12 protein-coding genes are annotated in these 12,241 nt (G+C 68.9%); 9 read left to right on the forward strand and 3 right to left on the reverse strand.

Translation table 11 applies throughout. From position 1 onward, the window contains the following. Positions 1–134: 134 nt before the first annotated feature. The 3 genes from CK240_RS00885 (at position 135) to CK240_RS00895 (ending at position 2,466) form a co-directional block, all read left to right on the forward strand. Entirely contained in the window at positions 135–626 is a 492-nt protein-coding gene (locus CK240_RS00885; RefSeq protein WP_095638449.1) for a YsnF/AvaK domain-containing protein, read from the forward strand. A gap of 44 nt (positions 627–670) precedes the next feature. Next, on the forward strand, positions 671–1,567 hold the full coding sequence (locus CK240_RS19115) for a YsnF/AvaK domain-containing protein (RefSeq protein WP_240517228.1): 897 nt from the start codon (positions 671–673) through the stop codon (positions 1,565–1,567). Positions 1,568–1,734: 167 nt separating this feature from the next. Further along, positions 1,735–2,466 carry a Crp/Fnr family transcriptional regulator gene (locus tag CK240_RS00895; protein ID WP_095638450.1) on the forward strand — a complete coding sequence of 244 codons (732 nt, stop codon included), beginning with the start codon at positions 1,735–1,737 and terminating at the stop codon, positions 2,464–2,466. A 3-nt stretch (positions 2,467–2,469) separates the two neighbouring features. Here the strand turns inward: CK240_RS00895 and CK240_RS00900 are convergent, their stop codons facing one another. Beyond that, positions 2,470–3,336: an extensin-like domain-containing protein gene (locus CK240_RS00900; RefSeq protein ID WP_095638451.1), complete on the reverse strand. Its 867-nt coding sequence runs from the start codon at positions 3,334–3,336 to the stop codon at positions 2,470–2,472. Next, entirely contained in the window at positions 3,336–4,706 is a 1,371-nt protein-coding gene (locus CK240_RS00905) for a L,D-transpeptidase family protein (RefSeq protein WP_095638452.1), read from the reverse strand. Before CK240_RS00905 ends, CK240_RS00900 begins: the two co-directional genes overlap by 1 nt. 182 nt (positions 4,707–4,888) lie before the next feature. Between CK240_RS00905 and CK240_RS00910 the strand changes: the two genes are divergently transcribed. Further along, positions 4,889–5,683, forward strand: coding sequence for an oxepin-CoA hydrolase, alternative type (locus CK240_RS00910; protein WP_095638453.1), 795 nt, complete (start codon positions 4,889–4,891; stop codon positions 5,681–5,683). A 2-nt stretch (positions 5,684–5,685) separates the two neighbouring features. On the opposite strand, the gene CK240_RS00915 is transcribed toward CK240_RS00910, so the two are convergent. Continuing rightward, positions 5,686–6,348 (reverse strand): GntR family transcriptional regulator, encoded by a 663-nt coding sequence (locus tag CK240_RS00915; protein ID WP_240517256.1) that lies wholly within the window; start codon positions 6,346–6,348, stop codon positions 5,686–5,688. Positions 6,349–6,707: 359 nt separating this feature from the next. Between CK240_RS00915 and CK240_RS00920 the strand changes: the two genes are divergently transcribed. The 5 genes from CK240_RS00920 to CK240_RS00940 all read left to right on the forward strand — a co-directional run bounded on the left by CK240_RS00920 (position 6,708) and on the right by CK240_RS00940 (position 12,199). Then, positions 6,708–7,925, forward strand: coding sequence for an MFS transporter (locus CK240_RS00920; RefSeq protein ID WP_095638455.1), 1,218 nt, complete (start codon positions 6,708–6,710; stop codon positions 7,923–7,925). A gap of 92 nt (positions 7,926–8,017) precedes the next feature. Next, a complete protein-coding gene (puuE, locus tag CK240_RS00925) occupies positions 8,018–9,421 on the forward strand; it encodes an allantoinase PuuE (RefSeq protein WP_095638456.1) in 1,404 nt (467 codons plus the stop codon). A gap of 255 nt (positions 9,422–9,676) precedes the next feature. Continuing rightward, the gene (locus tag CK240_RS00930; protein ID WP_205957735.1) at positions 9,677–10,369 is read left to right on the forward strand and encodes a siderophore-interacting protein; all 693 of its coding nucleotides are present in this window, start codon (positions 9,677–9,679) and stop codon (positions 10,367–10,369) included. 81 nt (positions 10,370–10,450) lie between these two features. Next, complete coding sequence (locus CK240_RS00935; RefSeq protein ID WP_095638458.1) at positions 10,451–11,371, forward strand: bifunctional allantoicase/(S)-ureidoglycine aminohydrolase; 921 nt, start codon at positions 10,451–10,453, stop codon at positions 11,369–11,371. A gap of 183 nt (positions 11,372–11,554) precedes the next feature. Further along, positions 11,555–12,199, forward strand: a complete 645-nt coding sequence (locus tag CK240_RS00940; protein WP_167649938.1) for a ribonuclease HII — start codon at positions 11,555–11,557, stop codon at positions 12,197–12,199. The last annotated feature ends 42 nt before the right edge of the window (positions 12,200–12,241 follow it).

Here is a 12,241-nt window from a genome sequence, read left to right on the forward strand (position 1 = left end):
GGCTCCTCCGAGGCGAAGGCAGAGAAAACTTTTATCAATCGCCGAAACCGCGGGCCGCGTGGTCACGTTCATGGGGGACAGCGGCAGAAGTGGATGTGCCGCAACCAGACAACGACGAAAGGCTCAAGCCCTCGATGACGGCCAGCACCGATCGCGAACCCGCAGGCTATCGCCCCGCGGATCGACAGGATCCCGAGGGAGTGGCCGGCCGACTAGCGGGCGAGGACTCTTCCCGAGAAGATGTCCTGACCATCGCCCAAGAGCAAGCGCATGTTTCGGTCGAACGGCGCGAAACGGGCGGCGTCCGGGTTCGGGTCGTGACCGACGAGGGGCCGGTGCTTTATCCGGTGGCCCTTGAGGCCGAGACGGTGGAGGTCACCCGCCACCCCGTCGAGCGGGAGGTCGAGGCCGTGCCCGGCCCGCGCGAGGAAGGCGACGTCACCATCATCCCCGTCGTCGAAGAACGCGCGGTGCTCGTCACCAGGCTTTTCGTTGTTGAAGAGATCCACATTCGCCGGACCCGCGTGACCGAGACGGTCGAGGTTCCGGTGACACTCCGCCGCCAGCGCGCCGTGGTCGAGCAGCTGGAGCCCGGAGCGGCCGAATCCGGCCCCGGCGAGGGCTAGGGCGGTCTTCCCGACCGCGATCTGTAACTTGTGAGGACGTGAAAATGGCTATGGAATCCGTGAACACCGGTTCGATGCGCAGCCTTTCGGCTTTGTTCGACAGCAAGGCCGAGGCCGACCGGGCCGTGGCTGCCCTTGAGGCGGCCGGCGTGGCCGACGTCGTGCTGACCGGCAACGACAATGCCAGCACGGGCGGCACGCAGGATTACTCGGGCGAGGCTCGCACCGACCGCGGCTTCTTCGAATCGATCGGCGACTTCTTCTTCCCCGAGGAGGACCGCTACGCCTATGCCGAGGGTCTGGACCGCGGCGGCTATCTTGTCACCGTCCGCAACATCCCCGAGCACCAGTACGAGACCGCGCTGGACATCCTGGACAGCGAAGGCGCGGTGGACCTGGATGCGCGTGAGGCCGAATGGCGCAGCGAGGGGTGGACCGGCTATTCCGCCACCGCCGGCGCTGCCGACATGGACACGACCACGGGCGCGGCGACCGGTGGCATTTCCACCACCCGCGAGGCTTCGTATGACGCCGACCTGAACGCCGACGGCAAGATCGACGTCGTCGAGGAGCGCCTGACGGTTGCCAAGCGCCAGACCGAGGGCGGGCGTGTCCGCGTGCGCTCGTATGTGGTGGAAACCCCGATCGAGCATGACGTGGAACTGCGCAGCGAGCGCGTCCATGTCGAGCGCCGCGCGGTCGATCGCCCCGCCGACTCGGCCGACTTCCAGGAGCGCAGCATCGAGGCGCGCGAATACGCCGAGGCGCCCGTGGTCCACAAGGAAGCCCGCGTCGTCGAGGAGATCGGGCTGAACAAGGACGTCGAGTCGCATGTCGAGACCGTGCGGGACACCGTCCGCAAGACCGAGGTCGAGATCGAGGACGAGCGTGGCCAGGTCATCGGCGACCGCGACGTGAACGGCGATCCGAACCGGCGCTGAACGCGGCAACGCTTGCAGACGAAAGGGGCGGCGCAGTCCGCCCCTTTTGGTATTTGTCAGGTCCTGCCAAGGCACTGCATTGTCTTTTGTTAAAGCGGTGTTTCTCGGCATTGCATCCTTGCTTGCTGCCCGACAATCAGCCGCTGGCCAGTGCGGCGGAGTGGAACATGGCGCTTACGGAATATTTTATCCGTTACCTTCAACAGCGTGACGAATTGAGTGCGCGCGACTTGGCGAGGCTGCGCACGATCCCGACCGAAACGCGCTGCTTCGACAACGGCCAGACCATCGTCCAGGCCGGAACCGAGCCGACGCAAAGCTGCCTTGTCCTGCGCGGAATGGCGGGGCGGCTGCACATCCTTCCGGGCCGGACCACCCAGCGCGTCGTCAGCGCCCTGCATGTCCCCGGCGACTTCATGGACCTGCACGGCTTCGTGCTGTCCGAGGTCCAGGAAAGCATCGTCGCCTTCGGCCCGACCGAGGTCGAGTTCGTCGATCACGCCCATATCGAGGAACTGACCAACAACCACCCGCACCTGACGCGGCTGTTGTGGATGACAACGGCAATCGACGGCGCGATCCACCGGCAGTGGCTGGTCGCCGCCAACGCGCTGCGGTCGAGCGCGCATCTGGCCCACCTGATCTGCGAAATCTACACGCGCCTGGCTGCCGTCGGCGTGGCGAAGAACCACAGGATGACGCTGCCACTGCTGCAGCGGGAACTGGCCTGCATCCTGGGCTATTCCCCCATCCACATCAACCGGGCCGTCCGTGACCTGCGCGACCGCAAGCTGGTGCGCTGGTCGGGGACCGAGATCGAGGTGCTGGACTGGCCCGGCCTCGTCCGTCTTGCGCGGTTCGATCCGGGCTATCTCGACCTGGAACGCAAGCGCCGCTGAACGTCACTGGCAGAGGCGGAGGCCCCCCTTGCGCGGCTTGGTGTCCAGGTGCAGGTGGTCGTCATGGGCGGCATTGCTGCCCGGCCCCAGGACCGTCGTGAAGAAAAGGCACGCCCCGGACTGCACCGTGTTCTGGAAGGCGGTGTCCAGTCCGCCCCGGTCGGCGGCGGGTGCGATCTCCAGCCGAGTGCCGCCCTCGAAGCCGAAGCCCGCGATGTCGAGCGCGTTGCCCAGCGCATGTTCCGACAGCCGCGCCTCGGGCCCGTCGCCCACGACGCCGCGGCAGAAATAGCTCGTGCCCGTGGCGATCGAGGTCAGCCGTGGGCTGCCCGCCATCCGCCGGGCGGCCGGGATCACCATCTCGCGCGTCCACAGTGCCAAGGCTCGGGCGGTGTCGCAGCGCATGACCGCGCCGCCTTCCAGCGTGACGCCGGGCTGGATCGCGCGGATCTCGACGGGACGGGAGATGCCACACTCGCGCTGATCCGGATCGACGACGGGCGCGACCTCGACATGATCCACGCCCAGAAGCGTCAGCCCGTAAAGGCAGGCGGCGTGGTCGAAGTCAGACTCGCGCGCCACCTTGGGCACAAGCGGCGACAGCACCTTGCGGAAGGGCTCGACGGGTTCGGCATAGGTTTCAGGCGGGATCAGCGATCCCGCCGGGGCCGGAACCGGGGCAGGGGCAGGAGCCAAGGCAGGCGCGGGCCGGCCATCGGGCCTGTTCCCACCCGCGTCGGGGCGCGGGGCGGGACGGTCCGCGTCTGCCGATGCAGCGGGGCTGGGCACGGGCGGAGCGCTTTCCTGCGCGGTGGCGGGCACCGCCAGGGCCATGGCCAGAACCAGCGCGGTGGCCGGCCCCTGCCGCATCAGTTGATGTTCCCCGGCAGGACGCCGGTCTGCGCCGGGGCGGGCAGGGCCTGCGGATCGAGTGCGCCGTCGCTCGCGCTGCTCAGCGCGGCCGCCAGCGGGTCGATTCCGGGAGCAGGAAGAGGGGCGGACGGGACCGGGACTGCATCGTCCGTCGCCGCGGTAGACACGGGGGCGTCGGCGGGCAGCATCGTGCCGCTGACCGGCGTCGTGCCCGGCAGCGTCCGGCGAGGGGCAGGCCGGCTGGCCGTGATCGTGGGGGCAGGGGCGGCGCCAGCCTGTCCCGCAGTGGCCACGTCGGTGGTTGCAGCGGCGATCCCCGAAGGGTCCGGCAGGATCGTCGGCGCGACGGCGGGGGTCACGTCGGCGATGGCCACTCCGGGGGCAAGGAAGTCCACCACCGTCTGCCCCGGCTGCACCATGCGGGCCAGTTCCTGGGCGTCCCAGTTGGTCAGCCGCACGCATCCGTTGCTCTGGTTGACGAAGAGCTTGGAGGGAGTGGGCGTGCCATGGATGCCATAGGTGGGCTTCGAGAGGTCGATCCAGACGTTTCCGACCGGCGCGTTCGGCCCCGGCGGGATGCGCAGCACCTTGTCGTTGTCGCCCTGCTTGAAGTTGATGTTCGGATTGTAGGTGTAGTCGGGGTCCAGCACCGCCGCTTCGACCAGATGGGTCCCCTGGGGCGAGGGTGTCGCATCCGAGCCGACCGTCGCCGGGTAATCCGCGACCATCCGGCCGCTTGCATCATAGGCTGCGACCCGGCCGCGTTCCGCATCCACGATGACGCGCAGGACCTTGGCCCTCATCGGTGTCGCGGGCACCGTCACGTTCAGCGTTTCGCCCGGCACGAAGCTTTTGCCGGGGTTCAGCTGCACCAGGAACTTCTCGTCCATGTGAAAGCGCTCGGCCAGCTTCTCCTGCACCGAGGTAAAGCCCATCGACGACATCTTGGCCTTTTCGGCGTAGTCGTTCGGGATGCTCTCGACCAGCCCGCCCGCATCCTCGGACGTGACCGTGTAGGTGCTGGTCAGGGGCGCGCCCGCATGGTTCTGCAGCAGCGTCCAGACCTGGGGGTCAAGCCGCCCGTCCTGAGGCAGGCCATGCATGCGCTCGAAGGCACGGATGGCGCTTTCGCTCATTCCGCCGCGGAAGCCGTCCACCACGCCCGGCGACACGCCCGAGCGGTCCAGAAGGATCTGGACCTTGGCCGTCAGCGCCGACTGGCCCGAGGGCAGCTCGCCCGTGCCAGCGTAGGTGGCCGCCTCGATGTCCGCCGGCACCATGTTGACGCGCTTGTCCTGTGCCAGGGCGGGCAGCGCGGCGGACAGCATCAGCGTTGCGGCGGTCAGAATCGGCAACGGGCGGGACATGCGGCAATGGCTCCTTCGAACGGCGAAAACCATCACTCGCAGCCTGGCGAGGTCCTGCCAAGACGCATCGGGTCAACAATGATTGACCTGTGGCAGGCGCGCCGCGTGACCTTGCGTCGGCGGGGCTTGCCGCTTCGCGGGTCCCGCGCCTAGCCTGCGCCGGGCCAAGGGGGAGAGGATACATGCAGCAGAACTGCCGGATCGAGGATCGGGGCACGCATCTCGTTGTGGTCAACGACAATCCGCAGCGTCGCAACGCGCTGACGCCGGGGTTCTATGACGGCCTGCGCGCAGCCCTGGCCCAGGCGGCGGCCGAGCCGCGCATCGCGGCCGTGGTGGTGACGGGTGCCGAGGGGTTCTTCTGCGCGGGCGGCGACCTGACCATGCTGATGACGGCGCAGGGGATGACCCATGCGCGCCGCCGCGCGGCGATCGAGGACCTGCAGTCGCTGATCCGGTCGATTCTCGACTGTCCGCGGCCCGTGATCGCGGCCGTCGAGGGCGGCGCGGCGGGGGCGGGCTTCTCGCTGGCGCTGGCCTGCGACCTGATCGTGGCGGCAAGGGACGCGCGCTTCACGGCCTCTTACATCAATGCCGGGCTGATCCCGGACGGGGGGCTGACGGGCAGCCTGACGGCCGCGCTGCCTCCGGCGCTTGTGGCCGAGATCTGCCTGCTGGGCCGCCCGGTCGAGGCGCAGCGGCTGCTTGACCTGGGGGCGATCAATGCCGTGGCCGAACCCGGCGAGGTGCTGGCTGCGGCCGAAGCCATGGCCCACCGGCTGGCCCAGGGTCCGGCCGAGGCGCAGGCGGGGATCAAGGCGCTTCTGACCGGCGCGCGGGCGGCGCTGATGGACGCGCAGCTTGATGCCGAGGTCGAGCCGATGGCGATCGCGCTCGCCTCGGCCGAGGCGGGTGAGGGGATCGCGGCCTTTCTGGGCAAGCGTGCCCCCGATTTCGCGGCCCTGCGCCGGCGCTGAACTCAGCCGATCGGGCGGTCCATCTCGAAGCCGGGCGCGAAGCAGTGCAGCGTCCGGCTGACCGGCTGCGTCTTGATCCACAGCGTCGAGTCATAGACCAGCACCGGTGTGTCGGCCGGGCAGCGCAGCATGCGGTCAGCCTCGACCTCGCCTGCGCGCCTGGCCGAGATCACCTGCTCGCAAAGCGAGATCGCGGCATGGCAGGCAAGCCATTCGTTGGCGGTGGTCGAGGTCATCACCTCCTCGGTCAGCGCGGGCAGGGCCGATGTGTCGGTCCAGCGCCGCTCGGCGCAGATCACCGTGTCGTCCGAGCAGATCAGCGTGCAGTGCTCCACGATGTCCTGCGGGTCGCTCTGGAACAGGCGCTCCTGCACTTCGGCGGGGACCGGGCGCTCCACCGGGCCGAGGAAGCGGAAGCTGAAGCGGCCGCCGCGCTCTTCCACCAGGTCGCGGAAGACTGGAAGGCTGACCTGCTGCGTGCGCGGCTCAAGGCCCAGGACGACGCGCGTGCCGACACGGCGGCGGCGTTCGACCACGCCCCGCTCGGCCAGCGAGGTCAGCGCACGGTTCACGGTCGCGCGCGCGCTTCCGAATTCGGCCGCGAATTCCTGTTCCGTGGGGATGAGCGAGCCGGGAGGGTAGATGCCATGAGTGATTCGATCCATGATCACGCCACGGATCCCTGCCCAGGTCACTGGTGTGCCGCGTCCATTCGCCGATCGCGTGAGTCTGGTCCCGTGCCTGGATAAATTAGCCATATCATTCCGATCCTTGCGGCAGGGATTATAGAAGATGCTTCACCATCCGCAGAAGTTGACAAAAAGGACTGGTATCACTGGTTCTACCAAGGCTACACCCCATTGACGTTACGTCAACATGACAATTGAGAGGATTGACAGATTGGTGTAAGCCTGAGGCCGTGTCTCGCAATAGGCCTTCCGGCGGATCTGCCTTCCCGAGGGTGACGCGCTCTTGAAAAGCGGGCAGAAAAGACGGCGACTCCCCATCCGAGAGAAGCCGCCCCATGACGACCAGCGATATCACGGCCCTTCCTGACACCTCGGCCCGGGCGAAAGCGGGGCCGGTCTGGCCGGTGCTGATCGCGATCAGCCTGTGCCACATGGTCAACGACATCCTGCAATCGCTGCTGTCGGCGATCTATCCGCTGCTCAAGGCCGAGTTCGCGCTGTCCTACGCGCAGATCGGGCTGATGACCTTCGCCTTCCAGGTCACGGCCTCGCTGCTGCAGCCGGTGGTGGGGATGGTCACCGACCGCCACCCGATGCCGCGCTCGCTGGCGGTGGGGATGCTGTGCAGCTTCGCGGGCGTGCTGACGCTGGCGCAGGCGGGCAGCTACGGGATGCTGCTGACGGGGGCGATGCTGATCGGGCTCGGGTCGTCGATCTTCCATCCCGAAAGCTCGCGGGTGGCACGCACCGCCTCGGGTGGACGGTTTGGCACGGCGCAGTCGCTGTTCCAGCTGGGCGGCAACGGCGGGCAGGCCATCGGACCGCTGCTGGCCGCCTTCCTCGTGGTGCCGCTGGGGCGCTCGGTGCTGGGCTGGCTGGCGCTCATCGCGCTGGCCGGTTCGGGCGTGCTGTGGCAGGTCGGCCGATGGGCCGAGGGGCGCCGCAAGGCCGGCGCACTGCGGGTGGCGGCGGGACCCGGTCTCGCCAGGGGGCGCATCGTCATGGCCATCGGGGTGCTGGCGGTCCTGTCGATGACCAAGGCCTTCTACATGGCCAGCCTGACCAGCTACTACACCTTCTTCCTGATCGAGAAGTTCTCGATGTCCGCGCAAGGCGCGCAGGTGATGCTGTTCCTGCTGCTCTTCGGCTCGGCCGCGGGCGTGATGCTGGGGGGCATCGCAGGCGACCGGGTGGGCGCGCGCAGGGTGATCTGGTTCTCGATCTTGGGCGTGCTGCCGTTTTCCCTGCTGCTGCCGCATGCGGGGCTGACCGTGACCGCTGTCCTGACCGTGCTGGTGGGCGCCATCATGGCCTCGGCCGCGCCCGCCATCGTGGTCTTCGCGCAGGAACTGGTGCCCGGCCGCACCGGGCTGATCGCGGGGCTGTTCTTCGGCTTTGCCTTCGGCATGGGCGGGATCGCGGCGGCCGTGCTGGGCGCGGTCGCGGACGCGCGGGGCATCGGCTTCGTCTTCAACCTGTGCTCGGTCCTGCCGGTGCTGGGCCTGCTGACCGCCTTCCTCCCGCGTGAGCGCGAACTGGTGCCCGCACGCTAGGTTGCCGCCTGCCGGAAATCCGGCAGCGGCCCGCTGGACAACTGCGGCTTTGCGCATGACCTTGCCCCCCGCACGAACGAGAAGGGTGAGACATGCGCTACAGCCGGGACATGCGAGGTTACGGGGCCGAGGCGCCCGATCCGAAATGGCCGGGCGGCGCACGCATCGCCGTGCAGATCGTCGTGAACTACGAGGAAGGTGGCGAGAACTCGGTCGAGCATGGCGACGCCGCCTCGGAAGCCTTCCTGTCGGAAATCGTCGGCGCCCAGCCCTGGCAGGGCCAGCGCCACTGGAACATGGAAACGATCTACGACTACGGCGCCCGCGCGGGCTTCTGGCGGCTTTACCGGATGCTCGAGGGCATTCCCGTCACCTGCTACGGCGTGGCGACGGCGCTGGCCCGCAGCCCCGAACAGACCCGCGCCATGATCGATGCCGGATGGGAGATGGCGACCCACGGGCTGAAGTGGATCGACTACAAGGACGTCCCGCGCGAGATCGAGGCCGAGCACATCCGGCAGGCGGTCGAACTGCACACGCAGGTCACGGGCGCGCGGCCCCTGGGCTTCTACCAGGGCCGGGCGTCCATGAACACGGTGCCGCTGGGCTGCGAGGAGGGCGGCTTCGAGTATCTGGCCGACACCTATGCCGACGAGCTGCCCTTCTGGCACGTCCACAACGGCCGTCCGCAGCTGATGGTGCCCTATACGCTGGACGCCAATGACATGCGCTTCGCCAACGGCGGCTTCACCAATGGCGAGGAGTTCTTCCTGTATCTGCGCGACGCCTTCGATTGCCTGTACCGGGAAGGCGGCGAGGGCAGGGCGCGGATGCTGTCCATCGGCCTTCACTGCCGCCTGGCCGGGCGGCCGGGCCGGGCCGAGGGACTGAAACGCTTCCTCGACCATGCCCGCGCGCATGAGGGCGTGTGGTTCGCTACGCGGCTGGACATCGCGCGCCATTGGGCGGCGACGCATCCCTTTGCGGCAGGCGAGCGGCCCTCGCAGATGGACCGGGCCGCTTTCGTCGAACGCTTCGGCTCGATCTACGAACATTCCCCGTGGGTGGCCGAGCGGACCTGGGACGCCGAGATGGGCGCGGCCCATGACAGCGCTGCAGGGCTTGCGGCCGCCATGGCGCGGGTCTTCCGCGCGGCGTCCGATGACGAGCGGTTGCAGGTGCTGCGCGCCCACCCGGACCTTGCCGGCAAGCTCGCGGCGGCGAAGCGCCTGACGGCGGATTCGACCGCCGAACAGGCCAGCGCCGGGCTTGACGCCCTGACCGACGCGGAACGCGCCGAGTTCACCCGCCTGAACGAGGCCTATGTGGCCCGCCACGGCTTCCCCTTCATCATCGCCGTGCGCGACCACGACAAGCCGGGAATCATGGCGGCGATGGCGCGCCGGGTCGAGAACGACACGGCCACCGAACGGGCCGAGGCCGAGCGCCAGGTCACGCGCATTGCCGAACTGCGGCTGAAGGCGGCGCTGGGATAGGCTCTCACCCGGCGCACGCCCGCTCCGGCGGCACGGGCGCATGGGTATTTGGGTCAGGAAGAAGATCGTGAGGCGCGGCGGAGCCCGGATTGCTCTTGTCGGCCCGCCATGGAACAGGGGGGCCAGGCAGCGATGCGCCGGCTTTTGCCCGCAGCACCCCATCGAGCGGCAGGATCGGCTGCCGCATCTCCAGCACGAAGGGACACCTCCATGAATCAGGAACCTGCCGCAACCCCAACCCCGGGCCGTCCCTCCTTGCCCCTGCTGGATCTGACCGTGGTCGAGGCCTTCGACCTCCACCCCGGCCTGCGCCGCGTCGTCTTCACCTGCGCGGACGGGCTGCCCGGCTACAAGCCGGGCAACGACCTGGTCTTCCTGCTGCCACTGCCGGACGGGACCGAGGGGCGGCGCCATTACACGATCCGCGGGGCGGATGCGGCGAAGGGGACGCTGTGGGTGGACTTCGTCATGCACGCCGACACGCCCGGCCCCCGCTTTGCCCGGACCGCCCGGGCTGGCGACCGGGTGCAGGCGCGCGGACCCAGGGGGCGCACCTTCCTGCGCGACACCGGCTTTCACCTGATGATCGGCGACGAGACGGCGCTGCCCGCCATCCTGCACATGATCGAGGCGCTGCCGCAGGGCGCTGCCGTCCGGGCGATCGTCGAGGTTCCCGATGCCGGCTGGGAGCAGCCGGTCCCTGCCGGAACGGATGCCGAGATCCGCTGGGTCCACCGAAACGGGCCTGCCCGGCCCAGTTCGCTTCTGGGGGGTGCGCTGGCCGCCAGCGGCCTGACGCTGGGGCAGGGGACGGCCTACCTGCTGGCCGAAACCGGCACCGTGCGCGCCCTGCGCCATCGCCTGCAGGACGAGGGCGCGACAAAGGACCAGCTTGTCTGCGAGGGCTACTGGCGTCCCGGACGAGAGGGCGGGCATGACCACATCTGACATCCCGCGCCGCGCTTGCGTGCCTGTCCCGCCGAGGGAACGGCCCCGCGACTGCCGCGCCACCCAGCAAGGACCGCAGCGATGATCGACGACACGACGCCCACCGGCAATCCTGCCCAGATCCCCGGAAAGGCAGAGGCGCCCGCGCCCGCGCTGCGGGGCAGCTATGCGGGACCGGTGGCCGGGCTGCCCCCGCAGACGGGACTGACCACCGACACGGCGGTCTTCACCAATGCCTATGCGGTGATCCCGCGCAGCGTGATGCGCGACATCGTCACCAGCTTCCTGCCCGGCTGGACGGGGATGCGGATGTGGATGCTCGCGCGGCCCATGTCGGGATTCGCGGAAACTTTCAGCCAGTATGTCGTCGAACTGACCGAGGGCGGCGGCTGCGACACCCCCGAAGAGGACCCCGAGGTCCAGTCCGCGATCTTCGTCACCGGAGGCGACCTGGACATCACCATCGCCGGCGCGACCCACCGCCTGACCCCCGGCGGCTTCGCCTATGTCCCGCCCGGCACGCCCTGGTCCGTCCGCAACGCCACGCCGGGCAACGCGGGCTTCCACTGGTGGCGCAAGCGGTGGCAGCCCGCCGCCGGGATCACGCCCCCCGACCCGATCGTGGCACGGGAACAGGACATCACGCCCTCGCCGATGCCCGACACGGAAGGGGCCTGGGCCACGACCCGCTTCATGGACCCCGCCGATCTGCGGCACGACATGCACATCACGGTCGTGACCTTCCAGCCCGGCGGCTCGATCCCCTTCGCGGAAACCCACGTGATGGAGCACGGTCTTTTCGTGCTGGAGGGCAAGGCGGTCTATCGCCTGAACCGCGACTGGGTCGAGGTGGGCCCCGGAGACTTCATGTGGCTGCGCGCCTTCTGCCCGCAGGCCTGCTATGCGGGCGGTCCCGGCCGCTTCCGCTACCTGCTCTACAAGGACGTGAACCGCCACGCGCCGCTGTGGTTCGGCACCCACGGCACGGGCCGGGCAGGCTAGGTTCCGTCGGCACGGTCGGACCGGGGGCTGTCCGCCCCCGGACTCCCGGAGGGTATTTGGTCAGGAAGAAGACCTCGTGTTTCTTCCTGACCCAAATACCCATGCAGCCGTGACGCAAGGGCTCCCCGTCGGTCCCTTGTGCGCAGGCTGGCCGCATCGCCCGCACGGGGGTAGAACGCGGCCATGAAGGAACCCAGGCCCCGCCCCACTTTCCGCCACGAGCGCGCCTGCATGGCGCAGGGCGCACGCTTCATCTGCGGCGTGGACGAGGTCGGGCGCGGGCCGCTGGCCGGGCCGGTCACGGCGGCGGCGGTGATCCTGCCGCGCAGGGGCATCCCGCGGGGGCTCGACGATTCCAAGAAGCTGTCGCCCGCCAGGCGCCGGCAACTGGCGGAGCAGATCAAGGACTGCGCCGACTGGTCGATCGCCCATGCCAGCGTCGCGGAGATCGGGCAGCTCAACATCCACTACGCCAGCCACCTTGCCATGCGCCGGGCCGTGGCCGGGCTGCGGCAGCGTCCCTGCATGGCGCTGGTCGATGGCAAGCGCCTGCCTTGGGGTCTCGACTGCCCGGCCGAGGCCATCGTCCGGGGGGATGCCGCGTGCCTCTCCATCGCGGCGGCCTCGATCATCGCCAAGGTCGAACGCGACCGGATCATGGCGGATCTGGCGCAACAGTTCCCCGGTTACGGGTGGGAACAGAACATGGGCTACCCCACCGAAACGCACCGCCGGGCCCTGGCCGAGAAGGGGGCAACCCCGTTCCATAGGATGGGATTTCCGGCCATCCACAAGATATTGTGTCCAGACCCCAGCCTAAATCTCTGATTCAAAATAACAATTGACGCCGAATCACCTCTGACTCATCCT

This window comes from Paracoccus salipaludis, from assembly GCF_002287065.1.
Classification (GTDB): domain Bacteria; phylum Pseudomonadota; class Alphaproteobacteria; order Rhodobacterales; family Rhodobacteraceae; genus Paracoccus; species Paracoccus salipaludis.